Source organism: Nonomuraea sp. NPDC050202, from assembly GCF_040656115.1.
GTDB lineage: Bacteria > Actinomycetota > Actinomycetes > Streptosporangiales > Streptosporangiaceae > Nonomuraea.
This window is the reverse complement of the sequence record NZ_JBFALF010000011.1, coordinates 1-21,983: the sequence shown is the minus strand read 5'-3', so window position 1 is coordinate 21,983 and position 21,983 is coordinate 1. Positions and strand designations below refer to the sequence as shown.

Here is a 21,983-nt window from a genome sequence, read left to right as displayed (position 1 = left end):
CGATGGAGAAGTACTTCGAATATCGCCACACGGTGGGTTTCGAGGAGACCAACCTCGTGGGCAACGTCTACTACGTCAACTACCTGCGCTGGCAGGGCAGGTGCAGGGAGATCTTCCTGAAGGAGTGCGCGCCCGAGGTGCTCGCCGACCTCCAGGACGACCTCAAGCTGTTCACCCTCAAGGTCGACTGCGAGTTCTTCGCGGAGATCACGGCCTTCGACGAGCTGTCCATCAGGATGCGCCTGATCGAGCTCGCCCAGACCCAGCTCGAGTTCGGCTTCGACTACGTGCGTGTCGGCCCCGGCGACGGCGAGCTGCTCGTCGCGCGTGGCCGGCAGCGGGTCGCCTGCATGCGGGGGCCGAACACCAGGACCGTCCCGGCCAGGGTCCCGCCCGCCCTGGTCGGCGCGCTCGAACCGTACGCAGCCTAGACGCCGATCCAGGAGGTCAGCGTGCACGTCTCCTCATCAACCGCACTGACGGACACCGCGGCGCTGCGTCACGCGTTCGGCGCCTTCGCCACCGGCGTCACCGTGGTGACGACGGGCGGTCCGGTCCCTCATGCCATGACGGCCAACTCCTTCACCTCGGTCTCGCTCGACCCGCCGCTGCTGCTGGTCTGCGTCGCCAAATCGGCCTCGATGCACCGCTTCCTCGGCGCCAGCTCCTTCTTCGGCGTCTCGGTGCTGGCCGCCCACCAGGAAGACGAGGCCAGGCACTTCGCCAACCGTTACCGCGAGACGGGCGCGGCCCAGTTCGCCGCGGTGGACGTGGTGCCGGGCGAGCTCACGGACGTCCCGCTCATCGCGGACGCCGCCGTGTGCTTCGAGTGCGACCTGTGGCGCGCCTACGACGGCGGCGACCACACGATCTTCCTGGGCAAGGTGCTGTCGATGCGGCAGCGCCCCGGCAGTGACGGGCTGCTGGTGTACCGGGGCAGGTTCGCCTCGCTCGAAGAGGTCGCGGCGTGATGGTCGCCCAACTCCCGCAGGCGGCGCGGGCACGCGTGCGTGCCGCGCCGCCAGGCCCGCCGCTGTGGGCCGGCCCCGCCCTGTTCAGGCAGCTCGTCTCGGACCGGCTCGGGATGTTGTCCGGCGCCGTGTCCCGGTACGGCGACGCCGTGAAGCTCACCATCGGCCCCAAGAGCCTCTACCTGTTCAACCACCCCGACCACGCCAAGCACGTGCTGGCCGACAACAACGCCGGCTACCGCAAGGGCCTCGGCCTGGCCGAGGCCAGGCGGGTCCTCGGCGACGGCCTGCTGACCAGCCACGGCCAGGTGTGGCGCGACCAGCGCAAGTCGATCCAGCCGCTCTTCCAGAACAAGCGGCTGGCCAGGCAGGACACGGTCATCGCCGAGGAGACGGGCAGGCTCGTGGCGCGGCTGCGGGCCCGGGCCGGAGCCGGGCCGGTGGACGTGGCGCACGAGATGACCGCGCTCACGCTCGGCGTGCTCGGCAGGACGCTGCTGGAGGCCGATCTCGGCGCGTACGAGTCCATCGGGCACGCCTTCGAGGGCGTCCAGGACCAGGCGATGTTCGAGATGGTCACGCTCGGCGCGGTGCCGCTGTGGCTGCCGCTCCCGCTCCACCTGCGCTTCCGCCGCTCACGCCGCGCGCTGCACAGGATCGCCGACGCCCTGATCGCCCACCGGATCGAGCATCCGACCGGCGGGGACGACCTGCTGTCCCGCCTGATCGCCTCCGCGGACCCGGCCCCCGAGGCGCCGCCCGCCCGCGACCGCCTGCGCGCCGAGCTGATCACGATCCTGCTGGCCGGGCACGAGACCACGGCCAGCACGCTGTCGTGGGCCTTCCACCTGATCGACCGCCATCCCGGCGTGCGCGAGCGGCTGCGCGAGGAGGCCGTCTCCGTGCTCGGCGACCGGCCGCCGGCCGTCGGCGACCTGCCCAGGCTCACCTACACCACGATGGTGCTGGAGGAGGTCATGCGGCTCTACCCGCCGGTGTGGGCGCTGACCCGCGTGGCGGTGACGGGCGACGAGGTGGGCGGGTACCGGGTGCCCGCCGGGGCCGACGTGCTGATCAGCCCGTACACGCTGCACCGGCATCCGGACTGCTGGCGGGAGCCCGAGCGGTTCGACCCCGAGCGGTTCGCTCCGGAGGCGCGGTCGGACCGGCCCAGGTACGCCTACATCCCGTTCGGCGCCGGGCCGCGGTTCTGCGTCGGGAGTCACCTGGGGATGATGGAGGCCGTCTTCGTGCTGGCCTCGGTGGCGCGCGAGCTGCGCCTGACCGGCCTGCCCGGGCGGCCCGCGGTGCCCGAGGCGATGTTGTCGCTGCGGGTGCGCGGCGGGCTGCCGATGACCGTCGGGATCCTCTGAGAACGGGTGCTGAAAAGGGCCGCGGGCGGTGATCTCCTCACCGCCCGCGGCCCCGCGCGTCAGCGATCGCCTTCACCCGCCGCCCTCCTGGTTCCACGCGGACAGCACGTCGCGCAGCGCGAGCAGGTGGGGCGGGTCGAAGCTGCTCATGGGCCGGAGCGTGATGTCGGCCCGGTGGGTGTCGCCGTGCTCGCCGACCGCGATCGGCCCGCGGCGCGCCACGCACAGCGAGCCCTCGGCGCCGGGCGGCCGGTTGACGGCGTCGTCGCAGCCCTCGGCCACCGACTGCGCCAGCAGGTACCAGTGGCCCGCCGGCACGTCGTCCATGACGAAGGGGCCGGGACGGCTGAGCACGGTGTAGCTGGCCGGCTTGCCCTCCAGGAGCTGCCCCACGAACATCCCCGCGAAGACCGGCCTGTCGGGCAGCGGCGAGGTGACCGTGCCGTGGACGGTGGCGGTGCCGCCGCCGCGCGACCGGCTCGCCCCGCCCACCAGGCTCCTCCCCGAGACGCTCAGGACCTGGCGGTACCGGCTGGGTGACAGGCCGACACTCCGCGTGAACCGGCTGCTGAACGTGCCGACGCTGGAGTAGCCGACCTGGTGGCTGATGTAGGCGATGTTCAGCGAGGTCGAGGCGAGCAGCCGCTTGGCCTCCCGCAGCCGCACCGCCGACAGGAACCGGCCGGGCGACAGCCCCGTGACCCGCTGGAAGACCCGCGAGAAGTGGAACTTGCTGAACATCGCGGTGTGCGCCATGTCGTCGATGGTGATCTGCTCACCGAAGTTCTGCTGGATGTCCTCGATCACTCGCATGACCGCTCGTTCAATGACGTCGTCCATGTGGCCTCCCGCTTCCGGATCGGCCGGTGAGGCGTGCTTTCCGGAAACGCGTCGATAAATGCCTTTCGGAGGTACACGCGCTGAGCCCGCGGCAATGCTGCATGGTTCGCGAAATTATTTCGGGGAAAATCGCTGGGTCATTGTCCGGTATCTCGCGGTGGTTTTTCCTTGCAAAACCCTGTTGATTGTTGTCAACTTGGCGGAGAAGGCCGGAGCGCGCGGGAGGGCCGCGGTGGCGGCCCGGCAAGGTGCCCATCATCCGAGCGTATGAGCGCCCTCTGCGGGAAGATGCGGCCACGGCGTGAAATTAGGGGTCGAGCGGTCGCAATTAGGGGTGCCCGCCCGAATAAGGGCGCGAGGCGCGCGGATAGGGGTTGTGCCGCACAGTACGCCGATCGATTCTCTGGATATCACCGACGGGAAAAACCGGGGGAGCGATTATGGCTGAAGGGCGGGGCGAACAAGAATTCACGCGCTTCGTCCAGCAGACCAGGCCCACGCTGAGACGCATCGCCTTCGCGCTGTCCGACGACTGGCACGAGGCGGACGACCTGGTCCAGCGGACACTCATGACGATCTTCCTGCGCTGGCGGGAGCTCGACCGGCGGGACAGGATGGCGCCCTACGCGCGCCGCGTCATGACGCGGCTGCTCATCAGCGACCGCAGGTCGTCGCGGTGGACCAGGGAGGTCCTGTTCGGCGTGCCGCCGGAGGCCGGCGCCGCCCACGACCCGTACATCCCCGTGAGCCAGCGCATGGTGCTGAGGGACGCGCTGGCCAGGCTCGGCCCCCGGCAGCGCGCCACGATCTTCCTCCGCTTCTGGGAGGACCGCAGCGTGGAGGAGACCGCGCAGGTCCTGGGCAACGAGTCATCCACGGTACGCAGCCAGACCGTCCGCGCGCTGAACACCCTGAGGGACGCGCTGGACGCCTCATCCACCTAAGGAAGGCCCATGAGCGCACAGCTCCCCGCGGACCACGAGACGACGGTCGTCACCACGCTCGAGGCGTTCGCCGACACGATCATCCCCGGCGCCAAGCGTTCCGGCCAGGACAGGGCGGTGGCCGGCGCCAGCCCCACCGGCGGCGCGGTGGCCGCGGGCGCGATGGAGCTGATCCGCTGGGACGCCACCGGCATCAGCCAGAGCCTCGACGACTACGCCCGCGCGCTGAACGACCACGCCCGCGAGCACGCCGGGCAGCACGGGCTCGGCCTCGACGGGGACGTCCCGCCGTTCGTGGCGCTCAGCTTCGAGCAGCGCACCGACCTGGTCCGCGTCCTCACCGCGCCCGGCCACCCCGACAAGTCGCTGTGGGTGCTGCTGTCCCTGTTCTGCTACATGGCCTACGACTCGGCGGCGCACACCAGCACCGCCGCCGCGCTCGCCGCCGGGCATCCCGGCCTGACCTCCATGCGCCTGGCCCGGCCGGGCGCCGACGGCCTGTGGCGCTTCTCCTCCTGGTCGTACGGCAGGCAGCTCGCCGACCTGCACCCCCGCACCACCGACACAGGGAGTCCCGAATGAACAGCGTCGAGCGCACCGACGTGCTCGTGGTCGGCACCGGCTTCGGCGGCGCGATCACCGCCTACCACCTGGCCGCGGGCGGCGCCCGCGTGGTCATGCTGGAGCGCGGCCCGTGGCTGACCGCCGACGAGTACGACCACGACTTCAAGCTCGGCTCGTCCTACACGCGCATCTTCGACTTCACGGTCGGCGACGGGATGAGCGTGCTCGGCGGCAACTGCGTGGGCGGCGGCAGCGTCGTCTACTTCGCCGCGATGCCGAGGGCGCCGCGCTTCGTGTTCGAGCGCCGCGGCAGCGTCAACCGGCGCATGTGGCCGTCGTCCATCGACCGGGACACGCTCGACCCCTGGTACGACCGCGTGGCGGAGTCGATCGCGATCACCCGGCAGGGCTGGGAGGACGTGTCGTACTCCGGCGGGCTCTGGGCCGCCGCCTGCCGCCACGCCGGCCGCACCGCCAACCCCGTGCCCGCCGCCGTGGACACCGCCGCCTGCACCAACTGCAACTGGATGATGGCCGGCTGCCGCTTCGACGCCAAGCAGTCGCTGCTGCTGAACTACCTGCCGGCCGCGCTCGCGCACGGGGCGCGGATCAGGCCGCTGCACGAGGTGCAGAGCATCGCCAAGAGCCCCGACGGCGGCTACCGCGTGCACTACCAGCTCGTCGACGCCGAGGACTACCGGATCACGGCCGGCGAGGGCAGCATCGACGCCAAGGTGGTCGTGCTGGCGGCGGGCGCCGCGGCCACGCCGGTCATCCTGCAGCGCAGCGCCGCCGCGCTCGGCCCGATGCCGCACGCCGTGGGCCGCTACTTCTCCGGCAACGGCGAGCGGCTCAACACCGCCGTGCTGAACGAGGAGCGCGTCCGCGAGGTGCTCGGGCTGGAGCTCGACCCGGCGGCGTTCCAGATCGGCAAGGGCCCCACGGTGGCCAACTGGGACCGGCTGGACGGCTCGCTGCCCGAGTACACCCGCTTCTCGCTGGAGCAGCTCTACTTCCCGCCGGGGCTCGGCACGATCCTCGCGATGCCCGGCGGCCGGGACCCGCGCTGGTTCGGCCTCAGCAAGAAGGAGATGCTGAGCCACTGGCAGAAGTGGCTGATCATCTTCCAGATGATCGAGGACGACAACGAGGGCGTGTTCGGCCCGCCGCCGGCGCGCGGCAACGCCGACAGGCTCTCGCAGCAGATGCTCGGCCTCGGCACGCTCAGCTACAAGCCGACGCTCAACACGCAGGCCGCGTGGGCGATGGCCGACGCCGAGTGCAAGGACATCCTGGAGCGCGACGGCCTGGCCACCGTGACGCCGTGGACGAACGACCTGGTCGGCGCGTACACGGTGCACCCGCTGGCCTCCTGCCGCATCGGCGACGACCCGCGCACCTCCGCCCTCGACGACCGGCACGAGCTGCGCGGCCACCCGGGGATCTTCGTCACCGACGGCTCCGCCGTGCCGGCCGCGCTGACGGTGAACCCGGCCATGACCATCTCCGCGCTCGCCGAGCGCGCGGTGCCCGCGATCGTCCGCGCGGCCCGGGAACGCGGGGTCGAGGTCGCGTACGGCGCGCCGGCACCCGACGGCTCCACCAGCGGCCGTCGTGGCACCGCGCCGCTGGTGCCCGCCCTGGGAGGGTGACGTGGGCAGGATGCTCGCCCTGGTGACGGCGCGCGGCGTGCTCGCTCAGGTGCGCCACGTGTCCCCCGTGCCGCCGCGCGCGGCACGCGGCCTGGTGGCGCGGGTGTACGCGCAGCTCGTACGGGACTTCGGCATGGCCGCCCCGCCGGTGCTGCTGCATTCACCCGCGCCCGAGGCGCTGGCGGCGTGCTGGATGATGCTGCGCGAGTCCCTGCTGTGCGGGGACGCGGCGGCGCGGGTCGTCAAGGAGGTCGTGGCGAGCGAGGTCTCGGCCGCCAACGCCTGCCCGTACTGCGTGGACGTGCACCACGCCACGCTGCGCGGCCTGCGGGGACACGACGACCCCCGGCTCGCGGCGGTGGCGGCGTGGGCCCGGGCCACGGGCGAGCGGCGATCGGTGGCGGAGCAGCCGCCGGCGTCGCGGGCCGGCCCGCTCGCTGCGGGGCAGCAGCCGTCCTGCGAGCCCGTCGCGGTGGGGCAGCGGCTGCCGGCGTTGCAGCCACGGCTGCTCGCGGAGAGGGAGTGGCCGCCACCGGGGGCCGGGCTCACGGCGGTGGGAGAGCGGTCAGCGGCGCTGGAGGCCGAGCTCATCGCGGTGGCGGTCACCTTCCACTACCTCAACAGGATGGTGACGGTGTTCCTCGGGGACTCGCCGCTGCCTCCGGAGGTGCCCCGCCGCGCGCGCGGGCCCGCCCTGTGGGCCTTCGGCCGGCTCATGCGCCCGGCCGCGCGCAGGACGGTGCCGGCCGGCGCGTCGCTGCCGCTGCTGCCCGCCGCCCCCCTGCCGCCGGACCTGGCGTGGGCGGGCAGCGGCCCGCTGGCCGACGCGTTCGCCAGGGCGTCGGCCGCCATCGAGGCGTGCGGGCTGCGCTCGGTGCCCGGCCCGGTACGCGACCTGGTGACGGAACGGCTGGCGGCCTGGACGGGCGGCCCACCCCCGGTACCTCCCGGCCGCGCCCGGGCTCAAGAGGCGGGGCCGCCGAGCCGGGCCTGGGTCACCGAGGCGACGGCTGCCCTGCCGGGCGGCCTGCGCCCGGCCGCGACGCTGGCCCTGCTGACCGCGCTGGCCCCGTACCAGGTGGACGACGGCGTCGTCGAGGCCTGCCGGAGGGCCGGCCAGGACGACCGCTCGCTCATCGAGCTCACCGCGTGGGCGAGCCTGTCAGCCGCGCGCCGCGTCGGCGGCCGGCAGCCCGCGCCTTCTCCAGTCAACGGTTCATCGGTGGAAAGGACAAACCCGTGAGCGAACTCCACGCCGTGCTCGGCGACCTGGCCTCGGACGGCGACCAGCTCGACAGCCTGGTGGCGGGCCTCGAACCCGCCCAGTGGCAGCTACCCACGCCCGCTCCAGGGTGGACGATCGCCGACCAGATCGCGCACCTGACGTTCGTGTTCCGGCTGGCGGCCACGGCGGCCACGGACGCCGAGGCGTTCCAGGCCATGACCAAGGACGCGCAGCACAACTTCGACGGCGCGGTGAACGCCGCGCTCAAGGCCTTCGCCGACGACACGCCCGGCACCCTGCTGGCCAAGTGGCGCGCGCAGCGCGCGGCCGCGGTCACCGGGCTGGGCGCGGTGCCGCCGGACCTGACCGTGCCGTGGCTGGTCAACCCGCTCCCGCCGATCGTGCTCGCCTGCGCGGGCATCATGGAGCAGTTCGCGCACGGGCAGGACATCGCCGACGCGCTCGGCGTGTCGCTCCGGCGCGGCGCCAGCCTCCAGCACCTGGTGGTGTTCGCCGTGCTCACCAAGGACTTCGGCTACCTGTCGCGCGGCCTGACCCCGCCGGCCACCGAGTTCCGCTTCGAGATCACCGGCCCCGCCGGCGAGCTGTGGGCCTACGGGCCGGAGGACGCGGACCAGCGTGTCAGCGGGCTCGCCGAGGACTTCTGCCTGCTGGTGACCAGGCGCAGGCACCGCGCCGACGTCGCGGTCACCGCGGTGGGCGAGGAGGCCGACCGGTGGCTGGACATCGCCCAGGCCTACCGCGGTCCCGCGGGCGCCGGGCGCCGTCCCGGCCAGTTCCCGCGCCGGAACGCGGCCTGAGAGCGTTCCCTGTTCCGGCACGTCGTGGGCTCGGGGCCTGCGGCGGGCGCGGGTCAGGCGGCGAGGGCGCGGCGGTCGACCTTGCCGTTGGCCGTCTGCGGCAGGCTGGGGACGAGGGTGATCTCCCTGGGGAACTTGTGCGGCGCCAGCCTGCCCCGCACGTACGCCTTCAGCTCCTCCGCGGAGACCGGCGAGGTGGCGACCACGTAGGCACGCGGCCTGCTCAGGCCGCCTGCCTGCTCGCCGACCACCACGCACTCGCGCACCGCGTGATGCGTCAGCAGGCAGTTCTCGATCTCCGCCGGCGCGATCCACACCCCGCCCACCTTCAGCATGTCGTCGGCCCTGCCGTGGAAGCGGTAGAACCCGTCGGCGTCCCTGCTGACCAGGTCGCCGGACAGGACGGTGCGCTCGCCCACGAACGTGCGCGCCGACTTGACCGGCTCCTGCCAGTACTCCGCCGCCACCGTGTCACCGGTGATCTCCAACCGGCCGACCTGCCCGTCGCCGACCTCAGCGCCGTGCTCGTCCACCACCCTGGCGCGGTAACCGGGCACCAGCTCGCCCAGCGTGCCGGGACGCACCCGCCCCGGCCGGTTCGACAGGTAGATGTGGTACGCCTCCGACGAGCCGATCCCGTCGACCACCTCGACGCCGAAGGTGTCGAGCCAGCGCCGGTGCAGCTCGGGAGGCAGCGGCTCGCCCGCGGACGTGCACAGCCGCAGGCAGCTCAGGTCCTGCCTGGCGGCATCGGGGTGGGCGAGCATCGCGCTCATCATGGTGGGGACGTTCACGAGGATCGTCGGGCGGTGCTCGGCGATCAGCTCGAAGATGGTCTCGGCCCTGCTCCGCTCGGGGAAGACCACGCCGGCCGCGCCGGCGCCGAAGGGGAACAGCGCGGCCAGGTCCCGGGCGTAGCCGAAGAACAGCTTCGGCACCGGCAGCACGACGTCGTCCTCCCGGATGCCGAGCACGCCGCGCGCGTACCACTCGAAGCTGCGGTGCGGGCTGCGCGCCGGCAGCACGCACGCGCGCGGCGCTCCCGTGCTGCCGGTGGTGAACTTCCAGATCGCCGGGTCCTCCGGCGCCACGCGCACGGGGTCGAGCCTGTCGGACTGGGCGCCGACGAGCGTGTCGAAGTGGTGCTCGCCGGCGCGCAGCCCGCCACGCGGGTATCCCGTCACCAGCAGGTCGCTCGCCCCCGCGGCGCGCAGGTTCTCCAGGACGGCGGGGTCGGCCAGGATGACCTTGGGCCTGGTGTAGCCGACGAAGTAGCGGTAGTCCTTGGGCCGCAGGTAGGTGTAGACCTCGGCGGTGATCGCGCCGATCTGCTGCGCGCCGTACCAGGTGGCGACGAACTCCGGGCCGTCGCCGGCCGCGATGAGGACGCGGTCGCCGCGGCGCACCCCGAGCGCGCGCAGCGCGTTGCCGGCCTGGCCGGCCAGGGCCCGCAGCTCCCCGTAGCTGATCGGGCCGGCACGGGTGATGAGCGCGGTGGCGTCCGCCCGGCCTCCGCCGAGGAACCGCGTGGTGATGTTGAAGGATTCCATGCCTCCACGGTGCACGCGGGCGCCCGCGCAACGACAGCGGCGGACCGGGCAGCAAGCTGGGCGTGGCTGGCAGGTTGCTGTCAGCGGCCGGGCTTCTCTGCGATTGCTCGATGCGGGGCGGCACGTTGACTGCCGTGGCGGGCGCCACCTGTACTGAAGGCACGCAGGCATCCCTTGTTCCCGGCTGAGGAGTGGCAATGGCGTCCATGTCCGCAGGCTCGTGGTCGACCGCCGGCGTGGGCGAGGTGGTCGACTGCCTGGGCGGCGCCGTTCACCTGGCCTACGCGGAGGCGGCCGGCGAGGGCACCGGTGAGGTGGCGGTGATCGTGGCCGGCTTCTCCGGGCACGAGACGCGCACGCGGGCCCGCGCACGGGCCAGGGCCGCGGCGGTGCGCGCGCTGCGCGAGCTGGCCGAGCGGCCGGACCGGGGCACGCGGGCACGCTCCGGCAAGGAGCTGCGGCTGGACGACTTCGTCGACGGCCCGCCCGAGGGCGCGGGCGTCATGGTGCCGGGCGTGGGCCTGCTGAGCGGCAACCGCTACCTGCTGCCCGCCGAGGTGGTGTGGCTGGAGCGGCAGGAGTGCCGGGTCGAGCCGGCCACGAGCGGGGTGGTGGACCACGGCGTGGCCGAGGCGATCGCGGAGATCTTCGCCCACGACGTGGTCGCGCGGTGGTGGGCCGACCCGCGCCGGCCGCTGCTGCGGGTCTCGGAGCAGCTCGACCGGCTGCTGCCACCAGGGGTGATGGCGGCGGCCACCGGGCTGGGGCTGCGGGTGTCGGCGTTCGTGCTGTCGGCGCAGGACGCCAGCGTCGCCCTGGTGACCGTCGGCGGGGACGCGGGCGCGCTGGCCGTCGCCGCCGACCGTACGGTGAAGTCGGCGGTGAGCGAGGCGTTCCTGGCGGCCATGGCGTCCAGGGCGCAGCCGTGGCACACGCTCCCCCTGCCCGACTCGATGCGGCGCTTCGCGGTGTGGCACCGCGAGGGGGACTACGCGGCCTACCTGGAGAGTATGGCCGTCGAGGCCGACACGTCGCTGGTGCACGAGCTCGGCGGGCTGCGCCCGGCGAGCTGGCCGGAGATCGCGGGCCACCGGTTCGGCCACGAGCCCGTCGCGGTGGAGCCGGAGCCGGCCGGGCAGGTGGTCAAGGTGGTGTGCCCTGGCGCGGCCTGCTACCGCGCCACCCGGTCGGCGACCGTGCTGCCCTGCCCGATTCCCTGACACCGCACGCTGCGAGGGGACGCGGCGCGTCCCCGGCTCCGATGATGGAGTCAGGAGCTCCATGTGCAGGCAGGAGGCGCGCGATGGATCTCTCGGTCATCGGCATCACCCCGCAGGCGGAACAGGTCTACCGCTTCTTCCTCAAGCACAAGGGCGAGGGCGTCGGCTCCGTGCCCGAGGCGCTCGGCATGGACCCCGACACGGTCGAGGAGGCCGTGGACCTGCTCGGCAGGCTGTCCATGCTCGATCTCACCGACCGCTACCGCGTCACCGCCACCGATCCGCGCGTCGCCATCGAGCGCCTGGTGGAGCAGCGCCTGGAGGAGCTGAACGCGGAGATCCGCCGGGTGTTCAGCGCCCGCGACGCCATCTCCTCCTTCCAGGAGGACAAGCGGGAGGGCGACAAGGTCGCCTCGATCCTCGACATCGAGCGGGTCGAGGACGGGGCACGCGTCCGCCAGCGCCTCGACGACCTGGCGTTCTTCTGCTACAAGGAGACGCTCTGCCTGCACCCCGGCGGCCCGTTCACCGAAGTGATGATCGAGTCCGCGCTGCCGCTCGACCAGCGGTCGCTGCGCCGCGGCCTGGCGCTCAAGCAGATCTTCCACCCCAAGGCGGTCGAGGACCCGCGCATGCTGTCCTACCTGCGCGAGCTGGTCAACCTCGGCGCCGAGATCCGCGTCACCGACCAGCACATGGACCGCATGCTGATGTACGACCGCAGCGTGGCCGTCGTGCCCATCGACCCCTCGCACCACTCCGCGGGAGCGCTCCTGGTGCGCGAGCCGGGGCTGATCTCGCAGCTCTGCATCTACTTCGAGGGCCTGTGGAAGGGCGCCGTGGACCTGCGCCACCACCTCGACCCGCCCGAGGAGGAGCCGGCGCTGTCCCAGATGGAGCAGCGGATCCTCACCGTGATGGCGACGGCCGACAAGGACGAGATCGCCGCCCGCGAGCTCGACATCTCCGTACGCACCTACCGCCGCTACGTCGCCGACCTCATGGCCAGGCTCGGCGCGAACAACCGCTTCCAGGCGGCGCTGCGGGCCAAGGAGGAGAACTGGATCTGACGGTGCGGTCCGGCACACGAAGAGGTGACACCAGGCGCGCTCCGATCTTTCACTGAAGGAATCGGAGACGCCTGTTAGGAGAAGACGATGAGCATCTCTGAGCTGGACATCACCGCAGAAGAACTCGAACGGGCCGTACGGCCGGCGCCCCCCTCGATGGACCGGCTCCGCGACGACCTGGGCAGGCTGCGCCAGGACATCGCCGACGGCGACCACCGGGGAGTGCAGCGGCAGCGCGCCCTGGGCAAGCGCACCGCGCGCGAGCGGCTGGACCTCCTGCTGGACGAGGGCTCGTTCGTCGAGCTCGACATGATGCGCAGGCACCGCGCGCAGGGGCTCGGCATGGAGCGGCAGCGGCCGCACACCGACGGGGTCGTCACCGGCTCGGGCACGATCGACGGCCGCCGCGTGTTCGTCTACGCGCAGGACTTCACCATCTACGGCGGCTCGCTCGGCGAGGCGCACGCCCTGAAGATCCAGAAGGTGATGGAGCTGGCGCTGTCCACGGGCGCGCCGTTCATCGGGCTGAACGACAGCGGCGGCGCCAGGATCCAGGAAGGCGTCATGTCGCTGAACGGCTACGGCGGCATCTTCCAGCGCTACGTGCAGGCGTCCGGCGTGATCCCGCAGATCAGCGTGGTGCTCGGCCCGTGCGCCGGTGGCGCGGCCTACTCCACGGCGCTGGCCGACTTCACGTTCATGGCCGGCGACACCGCGCAGCTCTACCTGACCGGGCCCGACGTGGTCGAGGCGGTCACGGGCGAGCGGGTGACGCACGCCGAGCTCGGCGGCGCCCAGGTGCACGGCAGCCGCTCGGGCGTGGCCACGTTCGTCCACGACGACGAGGAGGAGTGCCTGGCCTCGGTGCGTGACCTGCTGTCGATGCTGCCGAGCAACAACCTGGGCAGGCCGCCCGCGGCGCCGCCCTGCGGCGCGACCACCGACCTGCGCCCCAGGCTTGCCGAGATCGTCCCCGCTGAGCAGAACAAGTTGTACGACATGCGTGAGGTGCTGGCGGAGCTGGTGGACGACGGGGAGTTCCTGGAGACGCACCGGAACTGGGCGGGCAACGTGATCTGCGCCTTGGCCAGGATCGACGGTGAGGTGGTCGGCGTGGTGGCCAACCAGCCGACCGTGCTGGCCGGCGTGCTTGACGCGAAGGCCGCCCAGAAGGCGGCGCGCTTTGTGAGATTCTGTGATGCCTTCTCCATCCCGCTGGTGACGCTCGTGGACGTGCCCGGCTTCCTGCCCGGCAAGGACCAGGAGTACGAGGGCGTCATCAGGCACGGCGCCAAGCTGCTGTACGCCTACTGCGAGGCGACGGTGCCGCGTATCTCGGTCATCGTCAGGAAGGCGTACGGCGGCGCCTACATCGTCATGGACTCCCGCTCCATCGGCACCGACCTGTCGCTGGCCTGGCCGACCAACGAGGTGGCCGTGATGGGTGCCGAGGGCGCCGTCAACATCATCCATCGCAGGCAGCTCGCCGCGGCCGCCGACCCCGTCACCGAGCGCGCCGAGCTCCTCGAACGCTACAAGCGCGAGCTCATCCACCCGACCTACACCGCCGAGCGCGGGCTCGTCGACGACGTGATCGACCCCGTGGAGACCAGGGCCGTGATCGCCCGCGGCCTGGCCATGCTCCGCGACAAGCGCAAGCACAGCGCGCCGCGCAAGCACGGCAACGTCCCGCTCTGACCATCCCGTCCTTCCCCGGCCCCGCCCACCGGCGGGGCTGACGAGCCGCGCTCCAGCCCGGCCCCGGCGTGCCCGAGGCCGGGCTTTTCGCGTGCTCGCCGGCCTCCGTGACCGGCTGCCCAAGCCCTCATGAGGGCCCCTCCTCACAGCCCTCCCTGAGGACCCCTCATGAGGGCCGCTCCTGACGGGCCGCTCCGGGCCTCCTGACAGCATGCGGTGCCCGGCATGCAGCTTCCTGCCTCCCCTACGCCTCGATCGGCCGCCTCCGCGACCGCACAGTAGAGCTGTGAAGACATGGCTCAGAGCAGGGAGGCACGACATGAAGCGCACTTTCCTCCGCAGACGGAGGTGCATGCCGCCATGGTGATCCAGTTGACGATGCGCCAGGCGCACGGCCTGCCGCTGCCGGCCTCGCCGGTGGACGGCATTCGCATCATGGCGCTGTTGCCCGCCGGATGGCACAAGGACCTCGCGCAGGCCACCGGTGCCATCGTCATCCGCGTACGCCCCGACGAGCCGCTCACGAGCGCGCAGGTGGGCGATCGGGTGCGGGAGATCCTCGCCAGCCCGGAAGTGAACCGGTGGGAACTGGTGGGCTGCCACCGCCTTGTCACGCGTAACGCCAGGGAGGACGACAGATGATTGCTTCGGTGCTGACACAGGGACAGTGCCAGATCTGGTGGGCGGGTCCGGACGACCGGACCGAGGAGAGCATGGCCGTGGTGCTGAGCGAGCGCGAGCTGGGCAGGGCCGCCAGGTTCCGCCGCGCGGCCGACCGCCGCCGTTTCGTCACGGGAGCGTGGCTGCTGCGGACGGCGAGCGCCACCCAGCTCGGCACCAGCCCGCAGGAGGTGGCGGTCGACCGTTCATGCCCGGACTGCGACCGCTATCACGGCAAGCCGGAGCTCAAGGGCGACGGCGCCCACCTGCACGTGTCGATCTCGCACTCCGGTGACAGGGTCGTGGTGGCGCTGACCGAGGAGGGCCCGCTGGGCGTGGACGTGGAGGCCGTTCCCGCCGAGCCCGTGGACGACCTGGCGCGCTGCGCGCTCACGGCGTGGGAGCAGGCCCAGCTCGAGTCGCTGCCGCGGCACGAGCGCTACGAGGCCTTCGTCAGGCTCTGGGTGCGCAAGGAGGCGGCGCTCAAGGCGACCGGGCACGGCCTGCGGGTCTCGCCCAAGGACGTGGAGGTCAGCGGCCCCTTCGCCGAGCCGGCGCTGCTGAGCTGGCCGCTCGACATCCCGCCCGCGCACGTGCGCTTCCGCTCGCTGCATCCCGGAGAGGGGTACGTCGCCACGGTGGCGGTCATCACCGAGGAGAGCGCCATCACCGTCGCCGAGAGGCGGGCGCTGCCGGGGCGGACGACGCGCGTGGCGGACGACGCCCTGCTCGTGGCGGCCTGAAGGCGCGGGGCCCCGCCATCTCCGGCTGTCACGGACCGTGTGGCAGCCGGAGGGCGGGGCCCCGCCGTGTCCCGCCTGTCACGAGCGCGTGGCAGGCGGCGCCGGGTCAGGGGCAGGGGTGCGGCGGGGCCGCCTGCCGTACAGGGACCACAGGATGGCCGCCGCGGCGGCCAGCAGCAGCGCGCGGAACATCCACTCGCCGGAGCCGCCGGGCCCGTACACGCGGGCGGGCGCGCCCACGTCGACGGCGGGGACGGGCAGGCCGGCCCGGTGCGTGGTGCGGTCGCTGCCGTACAGCTCGACGCCGCGCAGCAGGACCGTCCCGTCGTGGGAGCCGAAGTCGCCGGTCCACACGCACGACTCGTGACCGGGGTGCTGGACGCAGCTCAGCGCGCGCGGCACGAAACGGCCGGGCTCGCCGTCCGCGAACGCGGCGCGCAGGACCGTGCCGGCGTTCTGCGCCCCCAGGAAGACCAGCAGGCCCGCGAAGAGCGTGAGGGTCACGGTGAAGGCGGACGGGCGCGCGCGCCTGGTCGTCACCGGCGTCGGCGTCGGCGGCGTCGTCATCGGCGTCGTCATCGGCTCGTCACCAGCTCGGCGCCACCGCGCACGTGCACCGCATGCCGGCGCCCTCGGACACGCGGGGACGCCGGTGCAGGAGCACCGCCACCACCATCGGGGCGAACACCAGCGCGTTGTAGAACAGGTGCAGCTCCATGCGCGGCACGAGGAGCTGGACGAGGCTCGTCGGCGCGGGACGGCCCAGCAGGTTCGCGCCCGCCAGCGCCTGGACGAGCAGGAGCAGATGCTCCAGGTGATGCCACACCTGGATGCCGAGGGAGACGTTCCACCACGTGCGGGACCTGCCGACGAACCCGCCCCGCAGCAGGACCAGGCCGATCAGCATGAGCAACGCGTAGCCGTAGTGCATCCACTCGGAGGAGACGAGCCACGGGAACGGCACGCCCAGCAGGCCACGCGCCTCCTTCAGCGGCCAGCCCAGCGCGTACACCTGGACGGCCTGCGCGATGTGCTCGCCCCAGTGGGCGACCACGACGACCATGAACGCTCCGAGCGCGGCCTTGTGATGCCGCGCGTTGAGACCGGCGGGCACCGCTTCAGTGCGCATGCGCGTACCTCGATTCTGACCTGGGGATCTTCACCCCAGCCTGAATCGAGGCACGGGAGGCGGCATCTCAGAGCGTGCGCAATTGGGTCAGGAGCTGCTTGGTGGTCATCGTGACGCCGCAGGAACCGGCCACGAAGCGGAGCGTCTGCAGGTGCTCGGCCGCGGTGCGGTCCGCGATGGCGTCGGCCACGATGTAGGGCTGGACGTCGTGGGTGAAGGCGTCGAGCGCCGTCGCCAGCACGCCGGCGTGGGCGTACACGCCCGCGATGATGAGCTGGTCGCGGCCGGACTCGCGCAGCCGCCACAGCAGCGTGGAGTCGTGGAAGGCGCTGTAGCGCTTCTTGGCGATGAGCCAGTCGTGCGACCTCGGTGCCACGCACTCGGGGAAGCGCCGCTGCGCGGGATCCAGCCTGAGCCCGCGCTCCTCCTGGAAGTCCTTGAGCAATCCTTGCTGCTGCTCGGTCATGAGGCCGGGCTGCGCCGCGTACGCCACGGGCATGCGCAACCGCGTGCACCGCTCGCGCAGCTCCGCCACGTTCCTCAGCAGGTCGCGCAGCGGGGCCTCGCCGTGCGGGAAGGCGTCCAGCACGGTGTTGCGCATGTCGAGCAACAGGAGGACGGCACGCCGCGGATCGGGCGTCCACGGCGGGGTGTTGTCGGGCAGCTCGCCCGTGTCCGGCATCGGATAAGGCTCGAATTCCGCAACAATCGTCATTTCAGATCACCCGTCGAATCTCGACTTTCTTTCATGATCGCCCTCAGGTGAATGCCGCGGAAAGGTGGTACGGCGGCAGGAAGCTGCCTTCCTGTCGCCGTTTCTTGCCAGCCTAGAAAGGCAGCTTCCTGCCGGCGGGTGTGCGCAGGTCGAGCTGGGTGGGCGCAGGCTTCTTGGTGGGCTTGGAAACGCGAATACGTCGCATGATGAACTCCGTTCGGATTCCCTGCCAGCGACGGTAACCGCCCGCGCGAACGCGGTGTTCTCATGTCTTGCCCAGCGCGGAAGAGCGCACTTTCGGAGATGTACGCGCGGCGGGGGAGTGCGAGCCTCGTTGACGACGGGCACGCAGGGCGCCGGCGACGGTGGCGACGCGATCCCAGCGGCCGACGAGGAGGCGCGATGCTGAATCTCCCGACGCCCAGCGGAGCGGAGCTCGTCGCCCGCGCGGCGGATCTGGCGCGGGCCCTGCGCGGCAAGGCGGCGTGGGCCGAGCGCAACGGCACGCTGCACGCCGAGACCGTCGAGGCCATGACGCTGGCGGGCGTGTACCGGCTGTGCGTGCCCGCGCGCTTCGGCGGCTACGAGGCGGACGCGGCCACCGTGGCCGCGGTCGGGGCCGAGCTGGCCAGGGCCGACGGCGCCGCCTCCTGGGCCGCCGCGGCCTCGTGGAGCGCGGCGTGGGCCTGCGCGATGTTCCCCGGCCAGGCGCAGGAGGACGTGTTCCACGACGCGGACGTGCGCATGTGCGGCACCCTGCGCCCCACCGCGATGGCCTTCGAGACCGGTGACGGCATCGAGATCAACGGCAGGTGGGGACAGATCGCCGGTGCGGCGCACAGCCAGTGGCAGCTCATCGCCGCGATGCGGGTGGGCGCCGACGGCAGGCCCACGCACGTCCTGGCCCTGGCGCGGACGTCCGACCTGCGGCTCGTGGACGGGTGGGACGCCCCGGGCCTGCGCGGCTGCGGCGGCGCCGGCACCGTCGCGGACCACCTGTTCGTCCCCGCCCACCGCGTGCTGCCGCTGCGCGACGCCCTGCGGGGTGCCGCGCCGCGCGCCCCGCTGGTGCCCTTCGCCTCCGTCTGCGCGGCCGGCGCGGCAGTCGGCCTCGCGCGCGCCGCCGGCGAGGCGTTCTCCGAGCGCGTCACGTACGGCCGGCTGGCCGACACCGACTACGAGAGCCGGGCCGCCGCCCCCATGACCCACCTGCAGGTCGCGGACGCCACCATGAAGATCGACGAGGCGGAGTTCCACACGCGCCGCCTGGCCGGGCTCATCGACGGCAAGGCGGCGCGGGCGGAGGCGTGGAGCCTGGCCGAGCGCGCCCGGGCGCGGGGGGAGGCGGGAGAGGTGTGCAGGCTCGCCAGGCGGGCGGCCGACACACTGGCCGCGGCGGGCGACGAGACGTCGATCCGTGACGACGAGCCCCTCCACCGCATCGCCCGCGACCTGGCCACCATGTCCCTGCACAGCCTGACCCATCCCGCGACCGGTGCCGAACTGTACGGCCGGACCCTGTGCGGCCTCCCCCCTCACACGCTCTACGTCTGACAGCGTCCCGGGGCACCGCGGCGACCACCGCGAGTGCCCGACACGGGCCTGTCGCAAGCGGGCGGGCCCGCCCTCTTCCGGCCGGGTCCTGTGCCGGTCGGTTCTACACCGGGCCAGGGTCCTGCGCCGGTCCGTTCCACGCCGGGCCGGGCCAGGACCCACGTTGGGCGCGTTCCTGGGTCAGCCGGTCGCGGCCGTCTCGCGCCTGCCGTGCGGGTCGCCCGCCGTGCCGGGCCATGACCTGACGATGCGGGAGCGGCCCGCGTTGCCGGCCCCGAGCACGTCGGTCAGGGCACGCAGGCGTGCGGGGTCACCCGAGCGCAGCGCGGCCACCACGGAGCTGAGGTCATCGGCGACGGCTTCCAGCACGTCGGCGACGGGTTCGGCGTTGTGCTCCAGGATGTCGCGCCACAGCCCGGAAGGCCCGCCCGCCACGCGCGTGACGTCCAGGAGCCCGCGCCCGGCGAGGATCAGCGCCGCCTCCCCCGAGCCGGCGAAGCGCGCCGCCAGCGACGACGACACCACGTGCGGGGCGTGCGACACCGCGGCGGCGGCCCGGTCGTGCGCCTCCGCCTCCATCGGCACCACCCGCGCACCGCACGTGCTCACCAGCGTGGTCACGGCCCGTACGGCCTGCGGCGACAGCGCCGGATGGTGACACACCGCCCACGCCCGCCCCTCGAACAGGTCGGCACTCGCCGCGGCGGGCCCGGACGACTCGCGCCCGGCCATCGGATGCCCGGGAACGAAGGACGCCAGATCGCACCCGGCGGCCTCGGCCCCCGCGAGCAGCCGCGCCTTGACGCTGGCCACGTCCGTGTAAAGCACGCCGAGCCCACGCTCCTGCGCCCACCGCAACACCGGCACGACGGTGGAGGGCGGCGTGGCGATCACCACCACATCGGCGGGTCCCTGCCCCCAGGGCGCTTCCCCGCTCAACGGCCCGCCCGCATCCAACGGCCCGCCCGTACTCAACGCCGCCTCCCCGGCCAACGGCCCGCCCACGCTCAACAGCCCGCCCGCGCGCAGCGGCGCTTCTCCGGCCAACGGCCCGCCCACGCCCAACGCCGCCTCCCCGGCCAACGGCACACCCGCGCCTCTGCGTGCGGCAGTCTCCACCGCTCGCGGGTCCCGGTCGGCGAGCGCCACGCGCACACCGGCCCGCCGCAGGGCGAGCCCCACGGACGTGCCGATCAACCCGCACCCGATCACCGTGACCTTGCGGACCGCCCACCCGGGCGTCGTTGAGGTGCCAGATCCTGACATGGCAGCGCCTTCCCTGGGCCTTCCCTGACGTGGCTTCACGTTCCCGACCATGGTGCGCGACTCCCACGCCGGCGGGCAGCGCCCCGCCGGGTCCCCTTGCTGCACAGGGACGGCACCTTCCTGCCATGCCGGGCCAGGGCCGCGGCCCCCGGCCCGGCCTACGCTCGCGGCATGTCCTTCCACGAGCTGCTGACCAGAGCCGTCAGGGCCCCCGACCGCGTCATCCGCTTCGGCCCGCACCCCGACCAGGTCATCGACGTCTACCTCCCGCCGCGGGAGACCTCACCGGCGGTGGTCCTGCTGCACGGCGGCTTCTGGCTGTCCCGGTACGACAGGTCGCACACGCGCCCCATGGCGGCCGCGCTGGCCGACCTGGGGCACCCCGTGTACGTGCCGGAGTACCGCAGGCTCGGCCAGGCAGGCGGCGGCTACCCGGGCACCTTCGACGACGTGGCCGCCGCGGTCGATCTCGTCATCGCCGAACGGCGCGAGCGCGGCGGGATCGTCGTGGCCGGTCACTCGGCGGGTGGCCAGCTGGCCCTGTGGTCGGCCGCGCGCCACCGCCTGCCCGCGTCCTGCCCCTGGCACGGCGAGCCCGCCATCGACGCGGTGGTGGCGCTGGCGGCGCTGTCGGACCTGGGGGAGGCGTTCACCGCCGGCCTCGGCGACGGGGCGGCGGCGCGTCTGGTGGACGGCCGCGCCGAGCTCCTCGACCTGACCGACCCCGTACGGCTGCTGCCGCCGGCCCCCGCGACCCGGCTCGCGCTCGTGCACGGCGTCCGGGACCGGCTGGTGCCCGTGGACATGAGCCGCAGGTTCGCCGCGCGGACGGGCGCCGCGCTCACCGAGATCCAGGACGCCGGGCACTTCGCCCTCATCGACCCGCTCTCCGCCGCCTGGCCCGCGGTGACCCGCGCCCTGTCACCGGCCCTGTCACTGGCCCGGCCACTGGCCGCCTGGCAGGAAGCGGCCAGCGTCCTGCACCTTGCTGGCCGCGCACGACAGGCCTCAGCGGAGGTGACCACCGCACACTGAAAGAGCCGAACATCGACGAGTCCGAAAGGGACAAAATGACGAACGTTGCTTTTTTGGATAAGCCCAATACCGTGAATTGGCCACCGCGCTGGCGGGAATTCGTCAACCACGCGGGCGGCGGCTCCGCGCACATCACGTTACGTTCGGACGAGCCGGGAATCCGCGGCCTGTTCCGCTACCGTCCGGAGGCGGCGCAGCCGCTGACCCTGCTCTCCGAAGTGCTCCTCTGCGGCGACGGCCCGCTGACGCGGGGCGAGCGCGAGCTGATCGCGGCGTACGTGTCGTCGCTCAACCGCTGCCGGTTCTGCTACCACACGCATGCCGCCTTCGCCGCCGTCCGCGTCCCGGGCGGCATGGACCTGGTCGACCAGGTACGCGCCGACCTCGACAACGCCCCCGTCCCGGGCAAGCTCAAGGCGCTGCTGGCGATCGCGGCGGCCGTGCAGCGCAGCGGCCAGGACGTCACGGCCGAGCACGTGGACACCGCCAGGCGGGAAGGGGCCACGGACGAGGAGATCCACGACACGGTGCTGATCGCCGCCGCGTTCTGCATGTACAACCGCTACGTGGACGGCCTGGCCACGCTGGCCTGTGACGACCCCGAGCACTACGCCGAGCGGGCCCGGCTCACCGGCGGGTACGTGGCCACGTGGAACGACGCGCTGGAGGAGGCCTGCTGAGCCGCGAAGAGGGCTGCGAAGACGACCGCACGGAGACGGGCCACAGACACGGCCGCCGGGACGGTCACGGAGGCGGTCGCGGAGTCAGCCACAGAATCGGCCACAGAGAGGGCCGTGGGGAAGGCCATGGGGAAGGCCATGGGAAGGCCATGGAAAGGGCCGTGGGGGGGGGGCCCCCCGCCCCCCCCCCCCCCCCCCCCCCCGGAAAAAACAAGCACAGAGATGTGGAGGGTGCGGGAGAAACGCACCCCCGCGAAAAAAAACCCCCCCCCC

General features: G+C 72.9%; 22 protein-coding genes. 16 read left to right on the top strand and 6 right to left on the bottom strand.

The window, feature by feature from the left end:
- The first annotated feature begins 2 nt into the window (after positions 1–2).
- The 3 genes from AB0I79_RS27665 to AB0I79_RS27655 are packed head-to-tail and all read left to right on the top strand — an operon-like array spanning position 3 to position 2,344.
- Positions 3–431, top strand: a complete 429-nt coding sequence (locus AB0I79_RS27665) for an acyl-CoA thioesterase (RefSeq protein ID WP_253744904.1) — start codon at positions 3–5, stop codon at positions 429–431.
- A gap of 21 nt (positions 432–452) precedes the next feature.
- Positions 453–971, top strand: a complete 519-nt coding sequence (locus AB0I79_RS27660; RefSeq protein ID WP_357878332.1) for a flavin reductase family protein — start codon at positions 453–455, stop codon at positions 969–971.
- Positions 971–2,344: a cytochrome P450 gene (locus tag AB0I79_RS27655; RefSeq protein WP_357878329.1), complete on the top strand. Its 1,374-nt coding sequence runs from the start codon at positions 971–973 to the stop codon at positions 2,342–2,344. Before AB0I79_RS27660 ends, AB0I79_RS27655 begins: the two co-directional genes overlap by 1 nt.
- Before the next feature lie 72 nt (positions 2,345–2,416).
- Here the strand turns inward: AB0I79_RS27655 and AB0I79_RS27650 are convergent, their stop codons facing one another.
- The gene (locus AB0I79_RS27650) at positions 2,417–3,184 is read right to left on the bottom strand and encodes an AraC family transcriptional regulator (RefSeq protein WP_357878326.1); all 768 of its coding nucleotides are present in this window, start codon (positions 3,182–3,184) and stop codon (positions 2,417–2,419) included.
- Positions 3,185–3,624: 440 nt separating this feature from the next.
- Between AB0I79_RS27650 and AB0I79_RS27645 the strand changes: the two genes are divergently transcribed.
- From AB0I79_RS27645 to AB0I79_RS27625, 5 genes are read left to right on the top strand one after another with little or no spacing between them, the layout of a single operon-like run.
- Positions 3,625–4,128 (top strand): SigE family RNA polymerase sigma factor, encoded by a 504-nt coding sequence (locus tag AB0I79_RS27645; RefSeq protein ID WP_357878323.1) that lies wholly within the window; start codon positions 3,625–3,627, stop codon positions 4,126–4,128.
- A gap of 9 nt (positions 4,129–4,137) precedes the next feature.
- Positions 4,138–4,710: a DUF5987 family protein gene (locus AB0I79_RS27640; RefSeq protein ID WP_357878320.1), complete on the top strand. Its 573-nt coding sequence runs from the start codon at positions 4,138–4,140 to the stop codon at positions 4,708–4,710.
- Positions 4,707–6,344, top strand: a complete 1,638-nt coding sequence (locus AB0I79_RS27635) for a GMC family oxidoreductase N-terminal domain-containing protein (protein ID WP_357878317.1) — start codon at positions 4,707–4,709, stop codon at positions 6,342–6,344. The genes AB0I79_RS27640 and AB0I79_RS27635 overlap by 4 nt, the downstream gene beginning before the upstream one ends.
- A 10-nt stretch (positions 6,345–6,354) precedes the next feature.
- Positions 6,355–7,587, top strand: coding sequence for a carboxymuconolactone decarboxylase family protein (locus tag AB0I79_RS27630; RefSeq protein ID WP_357879032.1), 1,233 nt, complete (start codon positions 6,355–6,357; stop codon positions 7,585–7,587).
- A complete protein-coding gene (locus AB0I79_RS27625) occupies positions 7,584–8,390 on the top strand; it encodes a TIGR03084 family metal-binding protein (RefSeq protein WP_357878314.1) in 807 nt (268 codons plus the stop codon). Before AB0I79_RS27630 ends, AB0I79_RS27625 begins: the two co-directional genes overlap by 4 nt.
- A 53-nt stretch (positions 8,391–8,443) precedes the next feature.
- Here the strand turns inward: AB0I79_RS27625 and AB0I79_RS27620 are convergent, their stop codons facing one another.
- Entirely contained in the window at positions 8,444–9,940 is a 1,497-nt protein-coding gene (locus AB0I79_RS27620) for a benzoate-CoA ligase family protein (RefSeq protein WP_357878311.1), read from the bottom strand.
- Positions 9,941–10,137: 197 nt separating this feature from the next.
- Here AB0I79_RS27620 and AB0I79_RS27615 point away from each other — a divergent pair, with 197 nt between their 5' ends.
- From AB0I79_RS27615 to AB0I79_RS27595, 5 genes are all read left to right on the top strand, one after another.
- A complete protein-coding gene (locus AB0I79_RS27615) occupies positions 10,138–11,160 on the top strand; it encodes a hypothetical protein (protein ID WP_357878308.1) in 1,023 nt (340 codons plus the stop codon).
- Positions 11,161–11,243: 83 nt separating this feature from the next.
- Positions 11,244–12,230, top strand: coding sequence for a helix-turn-helix transcriptional regulator (locus tag AB0I79_RS27610; RefSeq protein ID WP_357878305.1), 987 nt, complete (start codon positions 11,244–11,246; stop codon positions 12,228–12,230).
- An 87-nt stretch (positions 12,231–12,317) separates the two neighbouring features.
- The gene (locus AB0I79_RS27605) at positions 12,318–13,928 is read left to right on the top strand and encodes an acyl-CoA carboxylase subunit beta (protein ID WP_357878302.1); all 1,611 of its coding nucleotides are present in this window, start codon (positions 12,318–12,320) and stop codon (positions 13,926–13,928) included.
- A gap of 360 nt (positions 13,929–14,288) precedes the next feature.
- Positions 14,289–14,570: a hypothetical protein gene (locus tag AB0I79_RS27600; protein WP_357878299.1), complete on the top strand. Its 282-nt coding sequence runs from the start codon at positions 14,289–14,291 to the stop codon at positions 14,568–14,570.
- Between the two features lie 8 nt (positions 14,571–14,578).
- On the top strand, positions 14,579–15,331 hold the full coding sequence (locus AB0I79_RS27595) for a 4'-phosphopantetheinyl transferase superfamily protein (RefSeq protein WP_357878296.1): 753 nt from the start codon (positions 14,579–14,581) through the stop codon (positions 15,329–15,331).
- A 78-nt stretch (positions 15,332–15,409) separates the two neighbouring features.
- Here AB0I79_RS27595 and AB0I79_RS27590 read toward each other — a convergent pair whose 3' ends face one another.
- The 3 genes from AB0I79_RS27590 to AB0I79_RS27580 all read right to left on the bottom strand — a co-directional run bounded on the left by AB0I79_RS27590 (position 15,410) and on the right by AB0I79_RS27580 (position 17,142).
- Positions 15,410–15,910 carry a hypothetical protein gene (locus AB0I79_RS27590; RefSeq protein ID WP_357878293.1) on the bottom strand — a complete coding sequence of 167 codons (501 nt, stop codon included), beginning with the start codon at positions 15,908–15,910 and terminating at the stop codon, positions 15,410–15,412.
- A 7-nt stretch (positions 15,911–15,917) separates the two neighbouring features.
- Complete coding sequence (locus AB0I79_RS27585) at positions 15,918–16,460, bottom strand: hypothetical protein (protein WP_357878290.1); 543 nt, start codon at positions 16,458–16,460, stop codon at positions 15,918–15,920.
- 67 nt (positions 16,461–16,527) lie between these two features.
- The gene (locus tag AB0I79_RS27580) at positions 16,528–17,142 is read right to left on the bottom strand and encodes an isochorismatase family protein (RefSeq protein WP_357878287.1); all 615 of its coding nucleotides are present in this window, start codon (positions 17,140–17,142) and stop codon (positions 16,528–16,530) included.
- 435 nt (positions 17,143–17,577) lie between these two features.
- On the opposite strand from AB0I79_RS27580, the gene AB0I79_RS27575 reads away from it, so the two are divergent.
- Positions 17,578–18,729, top strand: a complete 1,152-nt coding sequence (locus AB0I79_RS27575; protein WP_357878284.1) for an acyl-CoA dehydrogenase family protein — start codon at positions 17,578–17,580, stop codon at positions 18,727–18,729.
- A gap of 180 nt (positions 18,730–18,909) precedes the next feature.
- Here AB0I79_RS27575 and AB0I79_RS27570 read toward each other — a convergent pair whose 3' ends face one another.
- Entirely contained in the window at positions 18,910–19,995 is a 1,086-nt protein-coding gene (locus AB0I79_RS27570; protein WP_357878281.1) for a prephenate dehydrogenase/arogenate dehydrogenase family protein, read from the bottom strand.
- Between the two features lie 171 nt (positions 19,996–20,166).
- On the opposite strand from AB0I79_RS27570, the gene AB0I79_RS27565 reads away from it, so the two are divergent.
- Positions 20,167–21,030 carry an alpha/beta hydrolase gene (locus tag AB0I79_RS27565; RefSeq protein ID WP_357878278.1) on the top strand — a complete coding sequence of 288 codons (864 nt, stop codon included), beginning with the start codon at positions 20,167–20,169 and terminating at the stop codon, positions 21,028–21,030.
- Positions 21,031–21,101: 71 nt separating this feature from the next.
- Positions 21,102–21,710: a carboxymuconolactone decarboxylase family protein gene (locus AB0I79_RS27560; protein ID WP_357878275.1), complete on the top strand. Its 609-nt coding sequence runs from the start codon at positions 21,102–21,104 to the stop codon at positions 21,708–21,710.
- Positions 21,711–21,983 lie beyond the last annotated feature (273 nt).

Excerpts from the sequence above, each read along its gene's own strand:
- AB0I79_RS27665 (WP_253744904.1), top strand. The coding sequence starts at position 3 with ATGGAGAAGTACTTCGAATATCGCCACACGGTGGGTTTCGAGGAGACC.
- AB0I79_RS27655 (WP_357878329.1), top strand. The coding sequence starts at position 971 with ATGGTCGCCCAACTCCCGCAGGCGGCGCGGGCACGCGTGCGTGCCGCG.
- AB0I79_RS27650 (WP_357878326.1), bottom strand. The coding sequence starts at position 3,184 with ATGGACGACGTCATTGAACGAGCGGTCATGCGAGTGATCGAGGACATC.
- AB0I79_RS27645 (WP_357878323.1), top strand. The coding sequence starts at position 3,625 with ATGGCTGAAGGGCGGGGCGAACAAGAATTCACGCGCTTCGTCCAGCAG.
- AB0I79_RS27640 (WP_357878320.1), top strand. The coding sequence starts at position 4,138 with ATGAGCGCACAGCTCCCCGCGGACCACGAGACGACGGTCGTCACCACG.
- AB0I79_RS27635 (WP_357878317.1), top strand. The coding sequence starts at position 4,707 with ATGAACAGCGTCGAGCGCACCGACGTGCTCGTGGTCGGCACCGGCTTC.
- AB0I79_RS27630 (WP_357879032.1), top strand. The coding sequence starts at position 6,355 with ATGCTCGCCCTGGTGACGGCGCGCGGCGTGCTCGCTCAGGTGCGCCAC.
- AB0I79_RS27620 (WP_357878311.1), bottom strand. The coding sequence starts at position 9,940 with ATGGAATCCTTCAACATCACCACGCGGTTCCTCGGCGGAGGCCGGGCG.
- AB0I79_RS27615 (WP_357878308.1), top strand. The coding sequence starts at position 10,138 with ATGGCGTCCATGTCCGCAGGCTCGTGGTCGACCGCCGGCGTGGGCGAG.
- AB0I79_RS27610 (WP_357878305.1), top strand. The coding sequence starts at position 11,244 with ATGGATCTCTCGGTCATCGGCATCACCCCGCAGGCGGAACAGGTCTAC.
- AB0I79_RS27605 (WP_357878302.1), top strand. The coding sequence starts at position 12,318 with ATGAGCATCTCTGAGCTGGACATCACCGCAGAAGAACTCGAACGGGCC.
- AB0I79_RS27600 (WP_357878299.1), top strand. The coding sequence starts at position 14,289 with ATGGTGATCCAGTTGACGATGCGCCAGGCGCACGGCCTGCCGCTGCCG.
- AB0I79_RS27590 (WP_357878293.1), bottom strand. The coding sequence starts at position 15,910 with ATGACGACGCCGATGACGACGCCGCCGACGCCGACGCCGGTGACGACC.
- AB0I79_RS27585 (WP_357878290.1), bottom strand. The coding sequence starts at position 16,460 with ATGCGCACTGAAGCGGTGCCCGCCGGTCTCAACGCGCGGCATCACAAG.
- AB0I79_RS27580 (WP_357878287.1), bottom strand. The coding sequence starts at position 17,142 with ATGCCGGACACGGGCGAGCTGCCCGACAACACCCCGCCGTGGACGCCC.
- AB0I79_RS27575 (WP_357878284.1), top strand. The coding sequence starts at position 17,578 with ATGCTGAATCTCCCGACGCCCAGCGGAGCGGAGCTCGTCGCCCGCGCG.
- AB0I79_RS27570 (WP_357878281.1), bottom strand. The coding sequence starts at position 19,995 with ATGTCAGGATCTGGCACCTCAACGACGCCCGGGTGGGCGGTCCGCAAG.
- AB0I79_RS27565 (WP_357878278.1), top strand. The coding sequence starts at position 20,167 with ATGTCCTTCCACGAGCTGCTGACCAGAGCCGTCAGGGCCCCCGACCGC.